Below are 22,118 nucleotides of genomic sequence, written 5' to 3'. Positions count from 1 at the left end.
GTCGGCCCAGTAAACATTGATGTTGACTGACCCACCGCTTTCGCGAGCAAGTCGAATCGTCGCACCGCCGCTCCCACAGGGGATATGCGCTTAGCTGAACGGCATTCGGGCAAGCCCGCTCGCCACAAAAGCTCGCCAGCTACAGATTTTGCGTTCACCAGCAGTTGCGTAGATACCTATGCTGCGATGAGGCCCGTGAATCCAACCTCAGCCTGGGGTCAGGCATTCAGGCCCATTGAGCTTCGGATCATTGACCATATTGGCCAGAACCCGCTCGCGCAGCGCAGCCGGCTCACCGGCCAACAACCCCTGCAACACATGCAACGGCGTCTGCGGATTCAGCCAGGCCTCTTGCCCCGCAGCATCGAGGATCAACGGCCGCCGCTGGCTCTGCGCCGCCTGGGTCACCACCGCCGTACTCAGCCACACCTGTTCCTGCACCGGATACGCTTCCCAGATTGCCGCAAAAAACAGCGTCGACCCCTCCCCCGGCGTCAGCCAGTAGGGTCGCTTGCGCTGGGTGCCGCGCCATTCGTAAAAACCGTTGGCCGGCAGCAAGCAGCGGCGCTGGCGGAAGGCTTCGCGGAACATCGGTTGCTCGGCCAGGGTTTCGGCGCGGGCGTGGGCTGGGGTGCGGGAAAGGTCGGTCAGCCAGGGCGGCGTCAGGCCCCAGCGGGCGCGCGCCAGGGTGTGCTGGCCTTCGCTCAAGCGCTGGATCAGCACCGAATCATTCGGGGAGATGTTCCACTGGGCCTGCTGGTCGGCCGGAAAGCCCGGCAAGGCAGCAAACGTAGGGTTCCAGCGAAACAGGGCATAACGTCCACACATGGGGTAACACGACTCTTGGGTAAACCGACCGACAGCCTAACAGACCAATACGTCGGGGAAGCTGTCGGGTTCATCGCCGGGCAGCGGTTGCGCACCGTTGTAAGCGGTAATCAGCTCACGGGCGTAGGCGGCCTGGTCGTTGTCCACTTCCAGCCCGAGCAGGCCGAAAATCGGCAATTCGCCGGTGCCACCGAGCAAATGGCGCCCCACCAGGTGCGCCTCGATGCCTTCGCTGGCGAGCATCTGTTGCAGCAGCTCGCCCTCCATCAGGTTTTCCGGTTCATAGATTCGCTGCATGGGCGTACCTGTCACTCGTTCTCGCTGCGGACCGTGAGCATCCATTCTTCATCGTGTACCTGCAGATCAAAGATAATTGGCCGGCAACACACCGGGCAGTCTTCAATGTATGACTGATCGCCGCCGGAAAGGTCCAGCACGGCCTCGGCCGGTTCACCACAATAAGGACAATCGTACGACTCGGTTTCCAGCATCGCGGTCTCCCAGGTGACTTGTGCGTATAATCGCCGGTCTATTTACAGGGCTATTCACGGCAGAGCCAATATTGCGGCCGCACCCTGATACTTCCTTTACTTACCCTAGCCGTTTCTAACAAGAGAGCATGATGGGCGAATTCGATACCATCCGACCTTACAACGACAGCGAAGTCCCGGCAGTGCTGGCACGTCTGTTCAGTGACAAGGCCTTTCTGGACATCCTGACCCACTTCCGCTTTCCGCGCTTTGCCGGCGCCTTGGGCTGGTTGCTCAAGCCGATGATCGCCCGCAAGCTGCGCCGTGAGTTCGCCGGCGTCACCACCGTGGCAACGCTGCAGGACAAAGTCGAATATTACGTCGACCACACCATTGATCGCGCGACCGACGGCGTCACTTATACCGGCGTCGAGCAGCTCAAGTCCGGCACCGCCTACCTGTTTCTGGCCAACCACCGCGACATCGTGATGGACCCAGCCTTCGTCAACTATGCCGTGTACCACGCCGGTCTGCCGACGCCGCGTATCGCTATCGGCGACAACCTGCTGCAAAAGCCGTTCGTCAGCGACCTGATGCGCCTGAACAAGAGCTTTATCGTGCACCGCTCGATCACCGGGCGAAAGGAAAAGATGGCGGCGTATAACCTGCTGTCGGCCTACATCAACCATTCGATCCGCAACGACTGCCAGTCGATCTGGATCGCCCAGGCCGAAGGCCGTGCCAAGGACGGGGATGATCGCACCGAGTCGGCGATCCTCAAGATGTTCCACGTCAGCCGCAAGGACGAGCCGTTTGCCGAGGTGATCCAGTCGTTGAACCTGACGCCGGTGTCGATCAGCTATGAATACGACCCGTGCGACACGGCCAAGGCCCGCGAGCTGTATATCCGCGCCACCACTGGCACCTACAGCAAGGCGCCGGGCGAGGATGATGTGAGCATTGCCTTGGGCATCACCGGCTACAAGGGCCGTGTGCATGTGAACTTTGCGCCGCCGATTACCGAGCGTTTTGAAGACACCAAACTGCTGGCGGTGGAAATGGACCGGCAGATTCTCGGCGGCTATCGCTTGTTCCCGGTGCACTACCTGGCGTACGCGCAGTGGAGCGACGCCGACCCGCAATTGCAGGTGCCGACAGCGGCCGAGGTGTTCCCGGCTGATGAGTTGGCCAAGGCGAAGGCGGAGTGGGAGCGGCGTTTGAACGAGTGCCCGGCTGAGCACCGGCCGTTTCTGGTGGTGCAGTATGCGACGCCAGTGCGTAATCAATATCGGGTTAAAGCGGGCATCCCGCTGTAAACACCGGGACAAAATGTGGGAGCCGGGCTTGCCCGCGATGACGGTGTGTCAGAATCGAATCTATCGACTGACACACTGCTATCGCGGGCAAGCCCGCTCCCACATTTAGTTTTGCAGTGTTTTTACAAACGGGTGCTGAGCCAAGAAGCGACCAGCGCCAGCCCGAGGCAGGCAAACCCGACGCGGTAAGCCAGGCGATGCGCCCGTTCGGTGCGCACATCCAGAAACAACATCGGTTGATCGATCGCGCGCTCTTCGCTTTGCGCGCTCAGGTCAGCCAGTGCGCGTTGCTCGCGCAGGCGGGTAATGAACAGCAGCGCTGCACCCGGGCAGGCTACCAATAAAGCCACAGCATTGATCAGCAGTGCGGGCAGCGCCATCGCAAACCTCAGTGGTACAGTGTTCTGGTATCCATTCAGATACAAACCTGAACGATATTGGCCTCCTGCCGCAGAAACGTTCCATCCCCCATGTACGATCAATGTATCCAGTAATTTACAGCGTCACCTGAACGTCACCTTAACAGGCCACTCTGTTGCCCTTCGAACGTTCGGGAGCTTGTCATGTTGCATGCGCAGAACCAGGATCGGCTGTATCTGATCGCCCAGACCGATGAGCAAGAGGCGCTGGTCGGCGGCTTGGCGTTTAACGTTCAGGATCGCCACTGGCTGGTGTATTGCGCGCTGGGCGGGCACCAGCATGCCGACTTGCCGGAGCTGGACTTGCTCACTGGCGTGAGTGTGCTGGACTTTTATGTCGAAACAGCTGCATGAACGCAACAAGCATAAAAAAGCCGGGCTCATCGCTGAGCCCGGCTTTTTGTTGAACGGTATTACTGCGAGCTGAGCAGTTGACCGATGCTTGGGTCTTTGAACAGGCGCGTCAGGGCGTCGCTCAGGACATCGCTGACCAACTTGGTGTTGGTTTCCTGGTTCGGCGACATACCGAAGCGTTGGTTCAGCGAAGCGCCGTAGCGGCCACTGTAGCGACGGGTACCGGCACTGACGTCGGACTTGAACGTTGCGCCGATGGAGGCTTCAGTCACATACAGGCCATCTTTGGGCGACTGGTATTTCAGCTCGGCCAGGGTGATGGTCAACTGAGGCGCGCCCGGCGAGTTGGCCGGGGTGAAGCCCAGCAGGCGCACGGCGGCTTCAGCCTGGGCTTGCAGCTTGGGCAGCACGTCTTGACCGGTGACCGAAATGAGCGCGGTCTCCGGGTACAGGCCACCGCGCGAACCCAGGGTCGGCGACGGGCGACCATCCACTACACGCACCGACACCGGCTGGCCATGGCCGACAGGCGCCAACTGCGCGGTGACTTTAGGTTGCGGGCTGAGTTGTTGCGGGCTGTTGGCGCAGCCAACCAGGGTCAAACTGGTCACAGTGATCAAACCGAACAACAGGCGTTGCAACATACTCATTTCTCCAGGACTAGATGCAAACAGGCCGCCAGTATAACGGTGCGCACGCGCCACCCACCAGCCATCCTGAACGGCAGCTGAAGGCATGCTGAAATTACAATTTCACATAAATCCGTCATTCCAGTGTCATGGCACACTGGCAACCTTCAAGCATGTAACGTAACAGGTACAAAGCCATGCGCCTTCTCAAGTCATTGTTCATGCCCCGCGCCCGTCATCGCCACTATGCCCTGCTGGACGCCCGCGGCCATTGCCAGGCCTTCAAGCAGTGCAGCTTGCCGCCCGTCGGTGAAGGCTGGGTGGAGGTCGCAGAGACCCACCTGGCCTGGATGCACCGCCCGCTGCCAGCGAGCGCCCGGGTCAGCCCGAAAGTTACGCACGCGCAAACCCGGCATGCGTTGGCCTCCTGACCGAGACACGAATTAAAGTCATAAAACACGCCCATTTCCCTGGCGTTCTTCGCTACAATCTCCCCCCGATTATAAGGACGTCTCCTGATCGGGCCTCGCAGCATCGTTAATGCCTCGGTATTAACCCCCAAATCGCCCACAGAGAGCCGCCCACACAGATCGAGTGAAGCTGGCGCGCTTGCTGTTTTCTTTGCAAACCACCCGCCTTACCGAATCTGCCAGAGCTGCCATTGCGCTCGGCCACTTGAGTTGTTTGCCCGTTTTGCCGCGTGTCGGCAGAGGTTTGCGGGCCAGGTGCCAGGCTGGGGCAGCCCTTTTTTGAGGTTCACGTCTTCAAAAGAGCGTGAAAAAACGGGTTTTCACAACTTCACAAGAGTGTGGCGAGCAAATGAATAGTTTTGCGTTTGTACAAGCACCATCAGCGTCTGTAACAGCCCAACCACACAGGACCGAGTACTCCTCAAACACCGGAGCTTGAGCCTGTCCGCTACGGATTGGTTGCACAAATCGCACGCGTTGACCATAAGTCGAATTGCCACAGGCGCCCATGAATGCGTTCATAGGCAGATTAGCCCGGCAGGAAGCGTGCGCTGAAGTTGCAAAGAATTGCGAAACGGACATGGCGATCCTGGCCATGGGTAACCTGGGGCAACACGTGAACCGCCCCGTCACTCCTGGCAGCCATGCCGTCAATTTGGTGCTGCAGATTTTGGAGACGCGTTAAATGGCGCATAACGAAGCAGTCGACGTAGTTCTGGTAGGGGCCGGCATCATGAGTGCCACCCTGGCCGTACTGCTCAAAGAGCTCGACCCCGGCCTCAAGCTGGAAGTCGTTGAGCTGATGGATTCGGGTGCCGCGGAAAGTTCCAACCCGTGGAACAACGCCGGTACCGGCCACGCCGGGCTGTGTGAGCTGAACTACACACCGCAGGCCGCCGATGGCTCCATCGACATCAAGAAAGCTGTGCACATCAACACCCAGTTCGAGGTGTCGAAGCAGTTCTGGGCGTACCTGACCAAAAAAGGCACCTTTGGCTCGTCCAAATCCTTTATCAGCCCGGTGCCGCACCTGAGCTTCGTGCAGGGCGACAAAGGCGTGTCCTTCCTCAAGAAGCGCTTTGAAACCCTCAGCCAGCACCACGCGTTCTCGGACATGCACTACACCGAAGACCGCAGCGAAATGGCCGAGTGGATGCCGCTGATGATGCCGGGCCGCCCGCTCGACGAAAAAATCGCTGCCACCCGCGTGATGAACGGCACCGACGTCAACTTCGGCGCCCTGACCAACCAACTGCTGTCGCACCTGACCAGCGCACCGGATGCCCAGGTCAAGTACAGCAAGCGCGTCACTGGCCTCAAGCGTAACGGCGCGGGCTGGACCGTGAGCATCAAGGACGTCAACAGCGGCAACAGCCGTGAAGTGGACGCCAAGTTCGTGTTCCTCGGCGCCGGTGGCGCGGCCCTGCCGTTGCTGCAAGCCTCGGGCATCGAAGAAAGCAAAGGTTTCGGCGGCTTCCCAGTCAGCGGCCAGTGGCTGCGTTGCGACAACCCAGAAGTGGTCAAGCACCACCAGGCCAAGGTCTACAGCCAGGCCGCCGTGGGTTCGCCGCCGATGTCCGTGCCGCACTTGGACACGCGCGTGGTGGATGGCAAGAAGTCCCTGCTGTTCGGGCCATACGCCGGCTTCACCACCAAGTTCCTCAAGCACGGCTCGTTCCTGGACCTGCCACTGTCAATTCGTGCCGGCAACATCGGCCCGATGCTAGCCGTGGCCCGCGACAACATGGACCTGACCAAATACCTGGTCAGCGAAGTGCGCCAGTCGATGGAGCAACGCCTGGAATCCCTGCGCCGTTTCTACCCCGAGGCGAAAGCCGAAGACTGGCGCCTGGAAGTGGCTGGCCAACGGGTGCAGATCATCAAGAAAGACCCGAAAAAAGGCGGTGTGCTGCAATTCGGCACCGAGCTGGTTGCGGCCAAAGACGGCTCGCTGGCGGCGTTGTTGGGCGCATCCCCGGGCGCTTCGGTGACCGTCTCGATCATGTTGGAACTGATCGAGCGTTGCTTCCCAGAGAAGACGGCCGGTGAGTGGGCAGCCAAGCTGCACGAGATCTTCCCGGCCCGGGAGAAAATCCTCGAGACTGACGCCGAGCTGTACCGCAAGATCAATACGCAGAACAACATCAGCCTGGAACTGGTTGAGCAAAGCAACGAAGCCGAAAGCTACGCTTGAGGACCTGACGCAGAGCGTCACAGGATGCATTCCTACGCAAAGCGTGGGAACCATCAGAAAAACGCCCCTCGGGGCGTTTTTTTATGTCTCGGATAATCAGCTGCGAGCGTTGTCGATCAGCGCGATGTACTCGGCAGCGTTACGCTGGTCCTTGATCAACTCGACGAACGTCTGGCCATGCTCGTCCTTGCCGTCCAGATCCAGGCCTGCTTGCTTGAAAAAGCCCAGGAAGCGCTCGAAGTCGTCGATACGCAGGCCGCGGTAGGCCTTGATCAGTTTGTGCAGGGACGGTGAAGTCGCATCAACCGGCTCGAAGTCCAGGAACAACTTGATCTGGTCGTCGCCGATCTCGTCACCAATCACCTGTTTCTTATCTTTACGCATTACCGACTCCAGCCTGCAGACATTTACACGGGAGAGGAAGTCTACCTGCCAGACACCACCTTCGAAAACAACCAAACACTCATGTGGGCGCTGGCTTGCCATCGCAGGCAAGCCAGCGCCCACATTGACTGCATTCACATGGATGAGCGTGTGCCGGCTTAATTACTTTGCGCGAACGGCGCCGGTGTGCAGGTCCGCCCAGATATGCCCGTTGGCATAACTGAGGAACTGCACATACACCGTGTCATTGCGCAGCAGGTCGACAATCACGCGGTACTGCGCCAGTGGGTAGGACAAGGTCAGGGTTTTGCTGGTGTCATCGAACACCGGTTTTTTCAGGCTTTTGCTTTCAGCATCAAAATTGAGCACCACCTGGCTGATGGTCGCGCCTTTGTTCAAGGACTTGCCCTTGAGGCGGATCATCAACGGCGACGTCACCGGGATCGGCTGCTGGGTCGATTGCCGCTGGTTGCCCACCACCACCGCGTACTCGGTGACTTGCAGCAGTTGCTGCTGGTCAGGGATGTCGGCGCGCAGGGTGAGGTCGTCCGGCGGCAGGAATTGGCTGTGCATCGGCGCGGGGGCCGCCGCGAGGGGCAGGCTGAGGGTCAGCGCCAGGGCGGCGCAGCTGCAAATCAACGCTCTCATTTACACCTCCAAAGGGGCAACCATGCTAGCACGCAGATCACGCATAAACGGCCGAGATAACCCCTGACACCTCTGGTTGCATTGAATCAAGCCACCATGGTTGAAAGAACGCCTGAACGCTGTAGATTTTCCAGCTCAATCAAAATAACAAGAGTCCCGCCCATGACCACCCATCCTGTTGACGCCATCCAGGCCCATCTTCAAGCACTTACCGCCTTGAGGCGCGATCTCCACGCCCATCCAGAGCTGGGTTTCGATGAGCACCGTACCAGCGCAATTGTTGCTGACTTTCTTCAACAGCAAGGTATCGAAGTCCATCGAGGGCTGGCCGGCACCGGGGTTATCGGCATCATTGAAGGCGCACAACCCGGCGGGAGCATGGGCCTGCGTGCCGACATGGACTGCCTGCCCATGGTCGAAGCCAATGATTTCGCGCACCGTTCCATCCACCCAGGCCTGATGCACGGCTGCGGGCACGACGGGCATACGGTGATGTTGCTGGCGGCGGCGCGCTATCTGGCGCAGACACGCCGGTTCAGTGGCAAAGTGATCGTGATCTTCCAGCCCGCCGAAGAAGGCGGCGGCGGCGCCAAAGTGATGATTGAACAAGGGCTGTTCAAACAATTCCCAATGGATTCGGTGTATGCACTGCACAACAACCCCGACTACCCCGCCGGGGTCATCGCCGTGCAGCCGGGGCCGGTGGAAGCGGCGGCCGACAGCTTTGAAATTATCGTCACCGGCCTTGGCGGCCACGCGGCGATCCCTCACGCGGCAATCGACCCGGTACTGGCTGCCAGCCATATCGTTGTTGCATTGCAAAGCATCGTCAGTCGCAACCTGCACCCACTCGAGTCCGGTGTAGTGACGGTGGCCAGCCTGCAAACCAGTCAACTTAACGCTAACAACGTTATCCCCGCCCACGTGAAGATGATCGGAACCGCGCGTAGTTTTACCAGCGCCAATCGAGACCTCCTGGAACGGCGCATCGGTGAAATCGCCCAGGGTGTTGCAACCGCGTTTGGCGCCACCGCCAGCTATGACTATCAGCGAGGTTACCCCGCAACCGTCAACCACACTGAGCAGGCGCTGTTTGCCGCTGAGGTTGCACGAAGCCTGGTTGGCGAAGCCAACGTGAGGTGCAACGAACCACTCACCATGGGCGCCGAAGATTTCTCATACATGCTGCAGGAGCGGCCGGGCGCCTATATTTATCTCGGCCAGGGTGGCTCGCCAAGCGAAGGGGTCGGTCATTGCCAACTGCACAATGACCGTTATGACTTCAATGACAGCGTTATTCCACTGGGCGCCGGCCTGTTGGCCTCACTGGTCGAACAAGGGCTACCGCTGAGCTGAAACCCAATCAAATTGTGAGCGCATCCATGCCTGATAGCGTTCCACCTCGGCATCGCCTTCGCGGGGTGCCCAGTCAGCCAACTCGCCCTCGCCTACCGGGCGATACGGCCCGGCTTTGCACTCGAACATCACGCTGTCGGGCTCCAGCACCACCAAACCATGAAACACGCCGGGGGGCAGGTCAACGCCCGAGCATTCACCGCCCGCCTGCATCACGCGCTTGGCGATGACCTCGCCGGTGTCGCTGAACACCAACACGCCCAGGCTGCCCTTGAGCACCAGCAGGGTTTCCGCCTTGTCCGCGCTCAGGTGCCGATGCGGCGGCACATAGGTGTCAAGTTGCAGGCCAACGGCCAGGCGATGGCACGGCTCTTCCATCTGATGAAAGTTGTGGTGGTGCCGACCACGGGGGCTGGCGGCCGCTTTCTCGGCCAGTTCGGTGAACAGGGACTGATCAAGAAAGCGGGCCATGGGTTACATCCCTTTAACGGCGAAGATCCCATTGGCGTTACGCCAGTAGCCTTTGTAGTCCATGCCGTAACCAAAGATGTAGCGGTCGATGCACGGCAGGCCGACGTAATCAGCTTTCAGGTCCGGGCGAGCCTTGCGGTCGTGGTCTTTGTCGATCAGCACGGCGGTGTGCACTTTGCGCGCGCCGGCGTGTTTGCAGAAGTCGATGATCGCGCCCAGGGTGTGACCTTCATCGAGGATGTCGTCGATGATCAGCACGTCGCGGTCGATGAACGAGACTTCCGGCTTGGCTTTCCAGAACAGGTCGCCGCCGGTGGTTTCGTTGCGATAACGGGTGGCGTGCAGGTAAGAGGCTTCCAGCGGGAACTGCAGGTGAGTCAGCAATTTACCGGCGAAGATCAGGCCACCGTTCATCACGCAAAAGACCACCGGGTTGGTGTCGGCCATTTCGCGTGTGATGTGAGCGCCGACCTTGGCGATTGCCTCTTCGACTTGCGCTTCGGTGTACAGGCAGTCAGCCTCGCGCATGATTTGACGGATATGCTCGAGATCAGCAGACATGGCGCTCTCCAAGGGGGTGCTGTGGCAAGAAAAGCGGGCAAAGGTACGCATGTGAGGCGCAACGATCAAGCCTTAATGGACTAACGTACTAGATGTCTATAGGACAACACCCTCGGATAGATTAATCTAGGCCGGTTTTTTTGCCCGCCGCCGGAGCTTTTCCCATGCCCACTCGCGAGATCCGCCACCCGCTGATCAGACACAAACTCGGCCTTATGCGCCGTGCCGACATTAGCACGAAGAACTTCCGTGAGCTTGCTCAGGAAGTCGGAGCGCTGCTCACTTACGAAGCTACCAAAGATTTGCCTCTGGAAACCTACGAGATCCCCGGTTGGGCCGGTCCCGTCCAGGTGGAGAAAATCGCCGGTAAGAAAATCACGGTGGTGCCGATCCTGCGCGCCGGCATCGGCATGCTCGAAGGCGTACTCAGCCTGATCCCGGGCGCCAAAGTCAGCGCCGTCGGCGTGGCCCGCAACGAGGAAACATTGCAGGCGCACACCTACCTGGAAAAACTCGTCCCGGAAATCAACGAGCGCTTGGCGATGATCATCGACCCGATGCTCGCCACCGGCAGCTCCATGGTTGCCACCATCGACTTGCTGAAAAAGGCCGGTTGCAAGGACATCCGTGCCATGGTGTTGGTGGCTGCGCCCGAAGGCATTGCTGCCGTCGAGAAGGCCCACCCGGACGTGCAGATCTACACCGCGTCGATTGATGAGCGCCTGAACGAACACGGCTACATCATCCCAGGCCTGGGCGATGCCGGTGACAAGATCTTCGGCACCAAGCAGAAGGACGCGTGAGCATGCAGGATGAATTCAACGACCCGCTTTGGCGCCAGATCCTGTCTGGCGCACAGATGCTCTTCGTAGCATTTGGTGCGCTGGTGTTGATGCCGCTGATCACAGGCCTCGATCCAAACGTCGCCCTGTTTACCGCAGGCTTGGGGACCTTGTTGTTCCAAGTGGTCACCGGCCGCCAAGTGCCGGTGTTCCTGGCGTCGAGCTTTGCGTTTATCACCCCGATCATTCTCGCCAAGCAGCAGTTCGGCCTGGCGGCGACGATGGGCGGGGTGATGGCGGCCGGTTTCGTTTATACGTTCCTGGGCGCTGCGGTGAAGATCAAGGGCACCGGTTTCATCGACCGGCTGCTGCCACCTGTGGTGATCGGGCCGGTGATTATTTCCATCGGCCTGGCCATGGCGCCGATCGCCGCGAACATGGCGATGGGTAAAGGCGGCGACGGTGCCGAACTGATCCCCTACAAGACAGCCATGCTGATCTCGATGCCGGCGCTGCTCACCACGTTGATCGTGGCGGTATTCGGCAGAGGCATTTTCCGCCTGGTGCCGATTATCTCCGGCGTACTGGTGGGTTTCGCCATGGCGTTCTACTTCGGTGTGGTGGACACCGCGAAGATCGCCGCCGCACCGTGGTTCGCCCTGCCCCACTTTACCGCGCCGGAATTCAACTGGCAGGCGATCCTGTTTATCCTCCCGGTGGCCCTGGCCCCGGCGATCGAACACATCGGCGGTGTAATTGCGGTGGGTAGCGTGACTGGTCGCGACTACCTGAAGAAGCCCGGCCTGCATCGCACGCTGCTCGGTGACGGCATTGCCACCACGGCTGCTGGGCTGTTTGGCGGCCCGCCGAACACCACCTACGCCGAAGTGACCGGCGCGGTGATGCTGACCAAGAACTACAACCCCAAAATCATGACCTGGGCGGCAGTGTTTGCCATCAGCCTGGCGTTTATCGGCAAGTTCGGGGCGCTGCTGCAGAGCATCCCGGTGCCGGTGATGGGCGGGATTCTGTGCTTGCTGTTCGGCTCGATTGCCGCTGTGGGCATGAACACGCTGATCCGCCACAAGATCGACCTGGGGGAGGCGCGCAATCTGGTGATTGTGTCGGTGACGTTGGTGTTCGGGATTGGCGGTGTGCTGGTGGGTACGGGCACCGGCCCGGATGATTTCGGCCTCAAGGGCATCGCCCTGTGCGCGGTGGTAGCGATTGGTTTGAACCTGCTGCTGCCGGGTAATGATGGTTGGAAAAACAAGAAGCCGGATGAGCCGCTGCTCTAACTGACCCAACGCAAATAAGTGTGGGAGCTGGCCTGCCAGCTCCCACACTTGTTTTTCAGCGCAGCTTAAAGCTCCCCGAGCCCATCAATCAGCGCCTGGTTCTGCTCTGGCGTACCAATGCTGATCCGCAAGAACTGGGCAATCCGCGCCTGCTTGAAGTGCCGCACGATCACACCCTGCTCACGCAACTTGGCTGCCAACCCGGCGGCATCGTGCTGCGGGTGACGGGCAAAGATGAAGTTGGCCGCCGACGGCAACACTTCAAAGCCTTTACCCTCCAGCTGTGCGACCAGCTTGTTACGGCTGTCGATCACCAGCTTGCACGTCTTCTCGAAATATTCACGGTCCTCGAACGCCGCTGCCGCGCCGACAATCGCCAGACGGTCCAACGGATAGGAGTTAAAGCTGTTCTTGACCCGCTCCAGCGCCTCGATCAGGTCGGGGTGACCCACCGCCAGGCCCACACGCAAACCGGCCAGTGAGCGCGATTTGGACAGGGTCTGAGTCACCAGCAGGTTCGGGTAACGGTCCACCAGGCTGATAGCGGTTTCACCGCCGAAGTCGATATAGGCTTCATCTACCACCACCACTGAATCCGGGCTGGCCTTGAGGATCTGCTCCACGGCGTCCAATGCCAGCACACAGCCGGTGGGCGCGTTCGGGTTGGGGAGGATGATCCCGCCGTTAGGCTTGGCGTAGTCCGCCACACGGATCTGGAACTGCTCATCCAGCGGCACCGGGTCGGACGTGATGCCGTAGAGGCCACAATAAACCGGGTAGAAGCTGTAGCTGATGTCCGGAAACAGCAGCGGCAAGTCGTGCTGGAACAGGCCGTGGAAAATGTGCGCCAGGACCTCATCGGAACCGTTGCCGAGGAAGACCTTGCCAGCGTCGATAGCGTAATACTTGGCCACGGCCTGCTTGAGCAGGTCACTGTTGGGGTCCGGGTACAGGCGCAAGTTGTCGTTCAACTCGGCCTGCATCGCCGCGAGCGCCTTGGGCGACGGGCCGTAGGGGTTCTCGTTGGTGTTGAGCTTGACCAACTTGGTCAGCTTCGGCTGCTCGCCGGGCACGTAAGGCACGAGGTCCTTGACGAAGGGGCTCCAGAATTTGCTCATGTCTTATTTCCCCTCTTCAAGGATGCGGTATTCGGCGCTGCGAGCGTGGGCGCTCAGCGATTCACCACGGGCCAGCACCGAAGCGGTCTTGCCCAGTTCGGAAGCGCCTTGTGGCGAGCAGAAGATGATCGACGAACGCTTCTGGAAGTCATACACCCCCAGAGGCGACGAGAACCGTGCGGTGCCGGAGGTCGGCAACACGTGGTTGGGGCCGGCGCAGTAGTCGCCCAGGGCTTCGCTGGTGTGGCGGCCCATGAAGATCGCACCCGCGTGGCGAATCGACGGCAGCCAGGCTTGTGGGTCGGCAACGGACAATTCCAAGTGCTCCGGCGCGATACGGTTGGCCACTTCGATGGCCTGTTCCATGTCACGCACCAGAATCAGTGCACCACGGCCATTGATCGACTTTTCGATGATCTCGGCGCGGTCCATGGTCGGCAGCAACTTGTTGATGCTGGCGGCGACCTTGTCGAGGAACGCGGCGTCAGGGCTGACCAGGATTGCCTGGGCGTCTTCGTCGTGCTCGGCCTGGGAGAACAGGTCCATGGCGATCCAGTCCGGGTCGGTCTGGCCGTCACACACCACGAGGATTTCCGAGGGGCCGGCGATCATGTCGATACCGACCTGGCCAAACACGTGGCGCTTGGCGGTGGCCACATAGATATTGCCGGGGCCAACCACTTTGTCGACCTTCGGCACGCTCTCGGTGCCATAGGCCAGCGCGGCAACGGCTTGAGCGCCGCCGATGGTGAACACGCGGTCCACACCGGCAATGCACGCGGCCGCCAGCACCAGCTCGTTGATTTCACCGCGCGGGGTTGGCACCACCATGACCACTTCGGTCACGCCCGCCACCTTGGCCGGGATCGCGTTCATCAGCACCGACGATGGGTACGAGGCTTTACCGCCGGGCACGTACAGCCCAGCGCGGTCCAGCGGCGTAACCTTCTGGCCCAGCACCGTGCCGTCGGCCTCGGTGTAGCTCCAGGAATCCTGCTTCTGTTTTTCGTGGTAGCTGCGCACCCGTGCTGCCGCGACTTCAAGGGCTTCACGCTGTGGCGCAGTGATGCGCGTCAAAGCCAGCTCCAGACGCTCGCGCGGCAGGATCAGGTCGGACATCGACGCCACGTCGAGGCCATCGAACTGGCGAGTGAAATCCACCAGCGCCGCATCGCCGCGCTCGCGCACGGCCTTGATGATGTCGAGCACCCGCTGGTTGACCGAGTCGTCGGACACGCTTTCCCAGCTCAGCAGATGATCCAGATGATGGGCGAAATCCGGGTCGGCAGCGTTGAGTCGGGCAATTGCAGTGGACGTGGTCATAGCGAGGGCCTCATAGGATTGGCAAAAATACTCAGGCGCCGAAAGTTAGCAGTCGATCCGCTTGGGCACCTGAGAATTCTGGCTATGAGGCGGATAGACGGGCGCGGCCTAGGGCCGCGCAGGTGAGTCAACCGCGGTGTCGAGACTCCACTGCCTTGCGCAGGGTGTCGATCAACGCCTGGATTCGGGCGTGTTGCATCTTCATTGAAGCTTTGTTGACGACCAGACGGGAGCTGATGTCGGCAATAAAATCCTGGGGTTCGAGACCGTTGGCACGCAGGGTGTTGCCGGTGTCGACCACGTCGATGATCTTGTCGGCCAAGCCGATCAGCGGGGCCAGTTCCATCGAGCCGTAGAGTTTGATGATGTCGACCTGACGGCCCTGCTCGGCGTAGTAACGTTTGGCGACGTTGACGAACTTGGTTGCCACGCGCAGGCGGCCCTTAGGTTCGACGTCACCGACGCGGCCGGCGGTCATCAACTTGCACAGGGCGATACGCAGGTCCAGCGGCTCGTACAGGCCCTGGCCGCCGTATTCCATCAGCACGTCTTTACCGGCCACACCGAGGTCGGCCGCGCCATGTTCAACGTAGGTCGGCACGTCGGTAGCCCGAACGATCAGCAGGCGAACGTCGTCCTGGGTCGTAGGGATGATCAGCTTGCGGCTCTTGTCCGGATTCTCGGTCGGCACGATGCCCGCTTCAGCCAGAAGCGGCAAAGTGTCGTCAAGGATGCGGCCCTTGGACAGTGCGATGGTCAACATGGGAAACGTCAGTCCTTCATCAGGCTATTGCTGTCCGGTCGCAAACGGCGCCAGACACAGATCGAGGCCATTACAGCCTCGATTTGAAACAAACCATTTAACAACAAACACCTTCCTGTGGCGAGGGAGCTTGCTCCCGTTGGGTCGCAAAGCGGCCCCCAAGAGCGGGACTGCTGCGCAGCCCAGCGGGAGCAAGCTCCCTCACCACAGTAAAGGTATTTGCAGTTCCGGGGACTAGCCCGGTACGCGGCGGATCTTGGCGCCGAGCATCTGCAGTTTTTCTTCGATGCACTCGTAACCACGGTCGATGTGGTAGATGCGGTCGATCAGGGTATCGCCGTCAGCGCACAGCGCCGAGATCACCAGGCTGGCCGAGGCACGCAGGTCGGTGGCCATGACTGGCGCGCCCTTGAGCTTCTCGATGCCGGTAACGATGGCCGTGTTGCCTTCGACCTGGATCTTGGCGCCCATGCGGTGCAGTTCATACACGTGCATGAAGCGGTTTTCGAAGATGGTCTCGATCACGGCACCGGTGCCTTCGGCAATCGCGTTCAAGGAGATGAACTGCGCTTGCATGTCGGTCGGGAACGCCGGGTACGGAGCAGTACGCACGTTGACAGCTTTTGGCCGCTTGCCGTGCATGTTCAGCTCGATCCAGTCGGAACCGGTGGTGATTTCAGCACCCGCTTCCTTGAGTTTTTCCAAGACGGCTTCAAGGATGGTCGGATCGGTGTCCTTAACCTTGACGCGACCACCGGTCACGGCGGCAGCCACCAGGTAGGTGCCGGTCTCGATACGGTCGGGCATCACTTTGTAGGTGGCCGAGTGCAGGCGTTTAACACCCTCGATGGTGATGGTGTCGGTGCCGGCGCCGGTGATGTTGGCACCCATGGCGATCAAGAAGTTGGCCAGGTCGACCACTTCAGGCTCGCGCGCGGCGTTTTGCAGCACGCTGCGACCGTTGGCCAGGGCAGCGGCCATCATGATGTTCTCGGTACCGGTCACGCTGACGGTATCAAAGAAGAAATTGGCACCGCGCAAGCCGCCTTCTGGCGCCTTGGCCTTGATGTAGCCGCCTTCGACGTCGATGGTGGCGCCCATGGCTTCAAGGCCACGGATGTGCAGGTCGACCGGACGCGAACCGATGGCGCAACCGCCAGGCAACGCCACTTCGGCTTCACCAAAACGGGCAACCATCGGGCCCAGTACCAGGATCGACGCACGCATGGTTTTCACCAATTCGTACGGAGCGATCAGGGTCTTGATAGTGCGCGGGTCGATTTCGACAGACAGCTTCTCGTCGATCACCGGCTCAATGCCCATGCGACCGAACAGTTCGATCATGGTGGTGATGTCGTGCAGGTGCGGCAGGTTGGCCACAGTCACCGGGCCATCGCACAGCAGGGTCGCTGCCAGGATCGGCAAGGCGGAGTTTTTCGCACCGGAAATGCGGATCTCGCCATCAAGGCGGACACCGCCGGTAATAATCAATTTATCCATAAGAATCTCGACGCCTTGGGGGCTCAGGTGCGCTCGGCCCAGGCCGCGCGGCTGAAAAATTTCATAGTGACCGCGTGGATGCTGCCATCGGTGATCCACGGGTTCAAATGGGCATAGATCTGCTGTTGACGCTTGACCGGGCTCAGTGCCGCCAGTTCATCGCTAATCACATTCAGCTGGAAGTTGCAGCCTTCGCCTTCAACTTCAACCTGCACTTGTGAAGGAAGGCTATTCGACAGCTTTTCTTCAAGGAAGCTCTTAACTTCGTAGGCCTGCATGCTCAACCTCTATCGGCGCCAAGTGCGCACGGGTCGCACATCATACAAAAAAGCCCCGCGCCTGCGAACCCCGCATAGCAGGACTCTGACGGGGGGCCTCTTTAATAATGTGTATTAAGGATGCGCCAACAGTTCGGTAATACCGGAAACCTCGGCAATTTCGCGCATGTGCTCGGGCAACGCACGGATGCTGAACGGCTTCTTGACCGCTTCAGCATCGCGCATGAAACACAGCAACAACGACAGACCGACGCTGCTGGACTTGGTCACCGCCGAGCAATCAAGCACCAACGCAGGCGCGTTGCTGCTGTTGATCAGCGCCTGGCCCTGCTTGCGCAGGTCAGGCCCGGAGCGGTAATCGAGCACGCCACTGAGAAACAACTCACCGGCGTCGCCAAGACGAACAGCCGACTCGGTCATTGCGCAGGCTTCCCAGCTTGTTTGTCGGTTTCTTCCTTGGCCTTGGCGACTTCACCGGCCCAACCATTGATGGTTTTGTCCAGGTTGTTGCCATTGCGCTGCATCGCGTCAGCGAACTGATCGCGGAACAGCTTGCCAATGTTGATGCCGTTGATGATCACGTTACGCAGTTTCCACTCGCCGCTGATCTTCTCCAGTGTGTACTGCACAGGATAAACGGCGCCGTTGGTGCCCTTAACGGTCATGTTAACGCTGGTGCGGTCACCCGACTCATCCCCGGCCGGAGCAACGGTAATGCCCTGGTTGTTGTACTCCAGCAGGGCGTTGCCATAGAACTGGAACAGGCCCTTCTTGAAGTTTTCCTGGAATGTTTGCATCTGCGCAGGCGTAGCTTTGCGTGAATACTTGACCGTCATGATGCTGCGGGAAATGCCTTCGGCATCGACCACTGGGCCCACAATGGTATTCAGCGCATCGTAGAACTTCGTTGGGTCTTGCTTGTACTGCTCTTTGTTGGCAGTCAGGTCAGCCAACATTTTGTTGGTCGTGTCCTGCACCAGATCGTGCGCAGAACCCGCCGCGTTGGCCATCATCGGCAGTGCTGCAAGCAGCACCAGCAGGCCACGTCGCAAGGTAGAGATCATGAACAGATTCCTCATTTGGCGTCTTTATTGACCGTATTGAGCAGGAATTTACCGATCAAGTCTTCAAGCACCAACGACGACTGTGTGTCGTGGATTGTCGAACCATCCTTGAGCAAGGCTGTTTCCCCGCCCACGCTGATACCGATGTACTTCTCGCCCAGCAAACCAGCAGTGAGGATAGATGCAGTGGAGTCAGTCGGCAGATTATCTACCTTCTTATCGACTTGCATGGTCACTCGGCCGGTGAAGCTGTCGCGATCCAGATCGATTGCCGTGACCTTGCCGACGGTTACACCGGCCATGGTCACTTTGGCTCTGACAGTCAAACCGGCGATATTATCGAAGTACGCGTAAAGTTTATAAGTGTCGGCGGTGGGGCTGGCCGACAGGCCGCTGACTCGCAGGGCCAACAACAGTAAAGCCAGGATGCCAGCCAGCAAGAAAAGGCCGACACCGATTTCCACAGTGCGGTTTTGCATCAGAAATCTCCAAACATCAAGGCGGTCAAAATGAAGTCAAGGCCCAGTACCGCCAGCGAGGCGTACACAACGGTCTTGGTGGTGGCGCGACTGATCCCTTCTGAAGTGGGCTCACAGTCATAGCCTTGGAATACGGCGATCCAGGTCACTACAAAGGCGAAGACGATGCTCTTTATGATGCCGTTGAGCACGTCGCCGCTGAAGGTCACGCTGTTTTGCATGTTGCCCCAGTACGAGCCGTCATAGACGCCCAACCAGTCAACCGCCACCCACGAGCCGCCCCAGATACCGACCACGCTGAAGATCATCGCCAGCAGAGGCAGGGAAATGAAGCCGGCCCACAGGCGCGGGGCAACAATGTATTTGAGCGGGTCCACGCCGATCATTTCCAGGCTGGACAACTGCTCGGTGGACTTCATGTTGCCGATCTCGGCGGTCAATGCAGACCCTGCGCGCCCGGCAAACAGCAAGGCGGTGACAACCGGGCCGAGTTCACGCAACAGCGTCAGGGCGACCATCTGCCCCACCGCCTGCTCCGAACCGTAGCTGGAGAGGATATTGAACCCCTGCAACGCCAGCACCATGCCGATGAAAATCCCGGACACCACGATAATGACCAGGGACATCACGCCGATCGAGTGCAATTGCTTGAGCAGCAGGCCAAAACCGCCGCCGATGCCGCCGCGACCGAGCAGTGCGTGAAACAGAAAAATGGTCGAACGCCCCAGCACTTCGACCAGATCGATGCCGGAGCGACCGAAAAGGCGAACCTTCTCGAGTAAAGATGTCTTGCGCATCAGCGCTTCCCCAGAAGATCTGAGCGGTAGTCCGCTGCCGGAAAATGAAAAGGCACCGGGCCATCGGGATCGCCGGTCATGAATTGGCGAATACGCGGGTTATCAGCGTTCATCAGTTCTTCAGGCGTGCCCTGCCCCAGCACCTGACCATCGCCTACTACATAAAGGTAGTCGGCAATGCTCGCGGTTTCGGCCAGGTCGTGGGACACCACGATACTGGTAATCCCCAACGCGTCGTTGAGCAGGCGGATCAGGCGTACCAGCACGCCCATGGCGATCGGGTCCTGGCCTACAAAAGGCTCGTCATACATGAGGATTTGCGGATCCAGCGCGATGGCACGCGCCAACGCGACACGACGCTTCATGCCGCCGGACAATTCGTCAGGCATCAGGTCGATGGCGCCGCGAAGGCCGACGGCCTGCAGCTTCAGCAACACAATGTCACGAATCATCTCATCGGACAGTTGCGTGTGCACCCGCAGCGGAAACGCCACGTTTTCGAACACATCGAGGTCAGTGAACAGCGCGCCACTCTGGAACAGCACGCCCATATGCTTGCGCGCATCGAACAGATCGCTGCGCGACAGGGTCGGCAGGTTCTGGCCGTTGACCCACACTTCGCCGGCGCTAGGGCGCAATTGCATACCCATCAGGCGCAACAGGGTGGTCTTGCCGCAACCGGAAGGCCCCATGATGCCCGTGACTTTTCCGCGGGGAATGCGAATATCGACGTTATTGAAGATGCTGCGCGTCCCGCGCTTGAAGGTAAGGCCCTTCAGCTCGACCGCGTAGGCGTTATCGGCACTCATCTAATCTCCTTGGGATGCAGCCTTTCACTCAGACACCATGTTTGCGACATTCGTTTGCGACAGATGCGCAATAAATAGTTAGCCACATGGGTTGGGCGGACCGAACTGACGGCGAACTATATCACTGCTGGTACAGCGCCCCCAAGGCCGGAACAGCGCTCGTTCAGATTCGGGACAGGGAAAAAACGTTGCTGTGCACTAATCTTAGGCACTTGCAGAATAAACCCTGACGAACTTGCGTGAGGGAATTGATCATTACCGCTATAATCGCCGACTTTTCGTCAGGCTATACGATTTCAGACATGAGCCAATCCAGCGACCTTATTCAATCCGCACAACGCACCATCCGCCTCGAGCTTGAAGCCGTAGAAGGTTTGCTGGCCCATATCGACGCGGATTTCGTACGCGCCTGCGAAATGATTCTGGCCAGCAAGGGCCGCGTTGTCGTGGTCGGCATGGGCAAATCAGGCCATGTCGGCAACAAAATCGCCGCCACCTTGGCAAGCACCGGGACCACGGCTTTTTTCGTGCACCCGGCCGAGGCCAGCCACGGCGACATGGGCATGATCACCAAGGATGACATTATCCTGGCGCTGTCGAACTCCGGCAGCACTAATGAAATCGTGACCCTGCTGCCACTGATCAAACGCCTGGGCATCCAGATGATCAGCATTACCGGCAACCCGGACTCGACGCTGGCCAAGGCCGCCGAGGTCAACCTGAATGTTCACGTGGACCACGAAGCCTGCCCGCTGAACCTGGCACCGACCTCCTCCACCACCGCAGCGCTGGTGATGGGCGATGCCTTGGCAGTGGCGCTGCTGGAGTCACGCGGGTTTACCGCCGAGGATTTCGCATTTTCCCACCCGGGTGGCGCCTTGGGCCGCCGCCTGCTGCTGAAAGTCGAAAACGTCATGCACTCCGGTGATGAATTGCCTCACGTCCCGCGCGGTACCCTGCTTAAGGACGCCCTGATGGAAATGACCCTCAAGCGCCTGGGCATGACAGTCATCCTGGAATCCGATGGCCGCCTGGCCGGGGTGTTCACTGACGGCGACTTGCGCCGTACCCTGGACCGTAACCTCGACATTCAAACGGCTACGATCGACGAAGTCATGACCCCACGCGGCAAGACCGCACGCCCTGAAATGCTGGCGGCCGAAGCGCTGAAGATCATGGAAGACCACAAGATTCTTGCGCTGGTGGTCGTCGACGGTGACGATCACGCGGTCGGCGCCCTGAACATGCACGACTTGCTGCGTGCGGGAGTGATGTAAATGTCCAGCGACCTGTTGCAACGCGGTAAAAACATCAAACTGGCGATTTTCGACGTCGACGGCGTACTGACCGATGGCCGCCTGTACTTTCTCGAAGACGGCAGCGAGTTCAAGACGTTCAATACCCTCGATGGCCAAGGCATCAAGATGTTGATGGCTGCGGGCGTGCAAACGGCGATTATCAGCGGTCGAAAAACACCGGTTGTGGAACGCCGCGCACAAAACCTGGGGATTCCTTACCTGTATCAGGGCCGCGAGGATAAACTGGTGGTTCTGGACGAGCTTCTTGGACAGCTCAACCTAAGCTATGAGCAGGTCGCCTACCTGGGCGATGATCTGCCTGACCTGCCGGTCATTCGCCGGGTAGGCCTGGGCATGGCCGTCGCGAACGCCGCGGCATTTGTGCGCGAACACGCCCATGGCATCACTACCGCACGTGGCGGTGAAGGTGCTGCCCGCGAGTTCTGCGAGTTGATCCTGCGTGCCCAGGGCAGTCTTGAAGCGGCCCACGCCGCCTACCTATAGAGCTT

Annotated in this window: 28 protein-coding genes; 9 read left to right on the top strand and 19 right to left on the bottom strand. The window is 59.7% G+C overall.

The window, feature by feature from the left end:
• Positions 1–207: 207 nt before the first annotated feature.
• Genes K0P33_RS06150 through K0P33_RS06140 form a run of 3 tightly spaced genes read right to left on the bottom strand, consistent with a single transcriptional unit; the run spans position 208 to position 1,319 of the window.
• Positions 208–828 carry an SOS response-associated peptidase gene (locus K0P33_RS06150; RefSeq protein WP_094953019.1) on the bottom strand — a complete coding sequence of 207 codons (621 nt, stop codon included), beginning with the start codon at positions 826–828 and terminating at the stop codon, positions 208–210.
• A gap of 36 nt (positions 829–864) precedes the next feature.
• On the bottom strand, positions 865–1,125 hold the full coding sequence (locus K0P33_RS06145) for a DUF2007 domain-containing protein (RefSeq protein ID WP_094953020.1): 261 nt from the start codon (positions 1,123–1,125) through the stop codon (positions 865–867).
• Positions 1,126–1,136: 11 nt separating this feature from the next.
• A complete protein-coding gene (locus K0P33_RS06140; RefSeq protein WP_094953021.1) occupies positions 1,137–1,319 on the bottom strand; it encodes a CPXCG motif-containing cysteine-rich protein in 183 nt (60 codons plus the stop codon).
• Between the two features lie 131 nt (positions 1,320–1,450).
• On the opposite strand from K0P33_RS06140, the gene K0P33_RS06135 reads away from it, so the two are divergent.
• Complete coding sequence (locus K0P33_RS06135; RefSeq protein WP_176462995.1) at positions 1,451–2,614, top strand: 1-acyl-sn-glycerol-3-phosphate acyltransferase; 1,164 nt, start codon at positions 1,451–1,453, stop codon at positions 2,612–2,614.
• A 122-nt stretch (positions 2,615–2,736) separates the two neighbouring features.
• On the opposite strand, the gene K0P33_RS06130 is transcribed toward K0P33_RS06135, so the two are convergent.
• Positions 2,737–2,994 (bottom strand): hypothetical protein, encoded by a 258-nt coding sequence (locus K0P33_RS06130; RefSeq protein ID WP_094953023.1) that lies wholly within the window; start codon positions 2,992–2,994, stop codon positions 2,737–2,739.
• A gap of 183 nt (positions 2,995–3,177) precedes the next feature.
• Between K0P33_RS06130 and K0P33_RS06125 the strand changes: the two genes are divergently transcribed.
• Positions 3,178–3,387 (top strand): hypothetical protein, encoded by a 210-nt coding sequence (locus K0P33_RS06125; RefSeq protein ID WP_083360107.1) that lies wholly within the window; start codon positions 3,178–3,180, stop codon positions 3,385–3,387.
• A 59-nt stretch (positions 3,388–3,446) separates the two neighbouring features.
• On the opposite strand, the gene K0P33_RS06120 is transcribed toward K0P33_RS06125, so the two are convergent.
• On the bottom strand, positions 3,447–4,031 hold the full coding sequence (locus K0P33_RS06120) for a YajG family lipoprotein (protein ID WP_094953024.1): 585 nt from the start codon (positions 4,029–4,031) through the stop codon (positions 3,447–3,449).
• A 182-nt stretch (positions 4,032–4,213) separates the two neighbouring features.
• Between K0P33_RS06120 and K0P33_RS06115 the strand changes: the two genes are divergently transcribed.
• Both K0P33_RS06115 and mqo read left to right on the top strand, forming a co-directional pair.
• Positions 4,214–4,447 (top strand): hypothetical protein, encoded by a 234-nt coding sequence (locus K0P33_RS06115; protein WP_242154481.1) that lies wholly within the window; start codon positions 4,214–4,216, stop codon positions 4,445–4,447.
• Between the two features lie 724 nt (positions 4,448–5,171).
• Positions 5,172–6,680 (top strand): malate dehydrogenase (quinone), encoded by a 1,509-nt coding sequence (mqo, locus tag K0P33_RS06110; RefSeq protein WP_094953026.1) that lies wholly within the window; start codon positions 5,172–5,174, stop codon positions 6,678–6,680.
• Positions 6,681–6,776: 96 nt separating this feature from the next.
• Here the strand turns inward: mqo and K0P33_RS06105 are convergent, their stop codons facing one another.
• On the bottom strand, positions 6,777–7,064 hold the full coding sequence (locus tag K0P33_RS06105; RefSeq protein ID WP_094953027.1) for a PA4642 family protein: 288 nt from the start codon (positions 7,062–7,064) through the stop codon (positions 6,777–6,779).
• Between the two features lie 162 nt (positions 7,065–7,226).
• The gene (locus tag K0P33_RS06100; RefSeq protein ID WP_094953028.1) at positions 7,227–7,712 is read right to left on the bottom strand and encodes a hypothetical protein; all 486 of its coding nucleotides are present in this window, start codon (positions 7,710–7,712) and stop codon (positions 7,227–7,229) included.
• Between the two features lie 162 nt (positions 7,713–7,874).
• Here K0P33_RS06100 and K0P33_RS06095 point away from each other — a divergent pair, with 162 nt between their 5' ends.
• Positions 7,875–9,068, top strand: a complete 1,194-nt coding sequence (locus K0P33_RS06095; protein WP_242154479.1) for a M20 aminoacylase family protein — start codon at positions 7,875–7,877, stop codon at positions 9,066–9,068.
• Here K0P33_RS06095 and K0P33_RS06090 read toward each other — a convergent pair.
• Positions 9,054–9,539 carry a WbuC family cupin fold metalloprotein gene (locus K0P33_RS06090; RefSeq protein WP_094953030.1) on the bottom strand — a complete coding sequence of 162 codons (486 nt, stop codon included), beginning with the start codon at positions 9,537–9,539 and terminating at the stop codon, positions 9,054–9,056. The genes K0P33_RS06095 and K0P33_RS06090 overlap by 15 nt on opposite strands.
• 3 nt (positions 9,540–9,542) lie before the next feature.
• On the bottom strand, positions 9,543–10,100 hold the full coding sequence (locus K0P33_RS06085) for a hypoxanthine-guanine phosphoribosyltransferase (protein WP_034102221.1): 558 nt from the start codon (positions 10,098–10,100) through the stop codon (positions 9,543–9,545).
• Between the two features lie 164 nt (positions 10,101–10,264).
• On the opposite strand from K0P33_RS06085, the gene upp reads away from it, so the two are divergent.
• Both upp and K0P33_RS06075 read left to right on the top strand, forming a co-directional pair.
• Positions 10,265–10,903, top strand: a complete 639-nt coding sequence (gene upp, locus K0P33_RS06080) for a uracil phosphoribosyltransferase (RefSeq protein WP_017138223.1) — start codon at positions 10,265–10,267, stop codon at positions 10,901–10,903.
• A 2-nt stretch (positions 10,904–10,905) separates the two neighbouring features.
• Positions 10,906–12,180 (top strand): uracil-xanthine permease family protein, encoded by a 1,275-nt coding sequence (locus tag K0P33_RS06075; protein WP_094953031.1) that lies wholly within the window; start codon positions 10,906–10,908, stop codon positions 12,178–12,180.
• A gap of 65 nt (positions 12,181–12,245) precedes the next feature.
• Here K0P33_RS06075 and hisC read toward each other — a convergent pair whose 3' ends face one another.
• The 10 genes from hisC to K0P33_RS06025 all read right to left on the bottom strand — a co-directional run bounded on the left by hisC (position 12,246) and on the right by K0P33_RS06025 (position 20,311).
• Complete coding sequence (gene hisC / locus K0P33_RS06070) at positions 12,246–13,298, bottom strand: histidinol-phosphate transaminase (protein WP_094950442.1); 1,053 nt, start codon at positions 13,296–13,298, stop codon at positions 12,246–12,248.
• Between the two features lie 3 nt (positions 13,299–13,301).
• Positions 13,302–14,621: a histidinol dehydrogenase gene (gene hisD / locus K0P33_RS06065; RefSeq protein WP_094950441.1), complete on the bottom strand. Its 1,320-nt coding sequence runs from the start codon at positions 14,619–14,621 to the stop codon at positions 13,302–13,304.
• 127 nt (positions 14,622–14,748) lie between these two features.
• Positions 14,749–15,384, bottom strand: coding sequence for an ATP phosphoribosyltransferase (gene hisG / locus K0P33_RS06060; protein WP_083360118.1), 636 nt, complete (start codon positions 15,382–15,384; stop codon positions 14,749–14,751).
• A 234-nt stretch (positions 15,385–15,618) separates the two neighbouring features.
• The gene (gene murA / locus K0P33_RS06055) at positions 15,619–16,884 is read right to left on the bottom strand and encodes a UDP-N-acetylglucosamine 1-carboxyvinyltransferase (RefSeq protein ID WP_094950440.1); all 1,266 of its coding nucleotides are present in this window, start codon (positions 16,882–16,884) and stop codon (positions 15,619–15,621) included.
• 23 nt (positions 16,885–16,907) lie between these two features.
• On the bottom strand, positions 16,908–17,162 hold the full coding sequence (locus K0P33_RS06050) for a BolA family protein (RefSeq protein WP_094950439.1): 255 nt from the start codon (positions 17,160–17,162) through the stop codon (positions 16,908–16,910).
• Between the two features lie 114 nt (positions 17,163–17,276).
• Positions 17,277–17,582 carry an STAS domain-containing protein gene (locus K0P33_RS06045; RefSeq protein ID WP_094950438.1) on the bottom strand — a complete coding sequence of 102 codons (306 nt, stop codon included), beginning with the start codon at positions 17,580–17,582 and terminating at the stop codon, positions 17,277–17,279.
• The gene (locus K0P33_RS06040; protein WP_094950437.1) at positions 17,579–18,226 is read right to left on the bottom strand and encodes an ABC transporter substrate-binding protein; all 648 of its coding nucleotides are present in this window, start codon (positions 18,224–18,226) and stop codon (positions 17,579–17,581) included. The genes K0P33_RS06045 and K0P33_RS06040 overlap by 4 nt, the downstream gene beginning before the upstream one ends.
• Positions 18,227–18,237: 11 nt before the next feature.
• Positions 18,238–18,705, bottom strand: coding sequence for an outer membrane lipid asymmetry maintenance protein MlaD (gene mlaD / locus K0P33_RS06035; RefSeq protein ID WP_094950436.1), 468 nt, complete (start codon positions 18,703–18,705; stop codon positions 18,238–18,240).
• On the bottom strand, positions 18,705–19,502 hold the full coding sequence (gene mlaE / locus K0P33_RS06030; RefSeq protein WP_094950435.1) for a lipid asymmetry maintenance ABC transporter permease subunit MlaE: 798 nt from the start codon (positions 19,500–19,502) through the stop codon (positions 18,705–18,707). Before mlaE ends, mlaD begins: the two co-directional genes overlap by 1 nt.
• Positions 19,502–20,311, bottom strand: coding sequence for an ATP-binding cassette domain-containing protein (locus K0P33_RS06025; protein ID WP_003171811.1), 810 nt, complete (start codon positions 20,309–20,311; stop codon positions 19,502–19,504). Before K0P33_RS06025 ends, mlaE begins: the two co-directional genes overlap by 1 nt.
• 302 nt (positions 20,312–20,613) lie before the next feature.
• Between K0P33_RS06025 and K0P33_RS06020 the strand changes: the two genes are divergently transcribed.
• Positions 20,614–21,588, top strand: coding sequence for a KpsF/GutQ family sugar-phosphate isomerase (locus tag K0P33_RS06020; protein WP_094950434.1), 975 nt, complete (start codon positions 20,614–20,616; stop codon positions 21,586–21,588).
• Entirely contained in the window at positions 21,589–22,113 is a 525-nt protein-coding gene (locus K0P33_RS06015; RefSeq protein WP_094950433.1) for an HAD family hydrolase, read from the top strand.
• The last annotated feature ends 5 nt before the right edge of the window (positions 22,114–22,118 follow it).

It is taken from the genome of Pseudomonas sp. ArH3a, assembly GCF_022648765.1.
Classification (GTDB): domain Bacteria; phylum Pseudomonadota; class Gammaproteobacteria; order Pseudomonadales; family Pseudomonadaceae; genus Aquipseudomonas.
The sequence above is the reverse complement of the archived record's forward strand: the minus strand, read 5'-3'. Positions and strand labels throughout refer to the sequence as shown.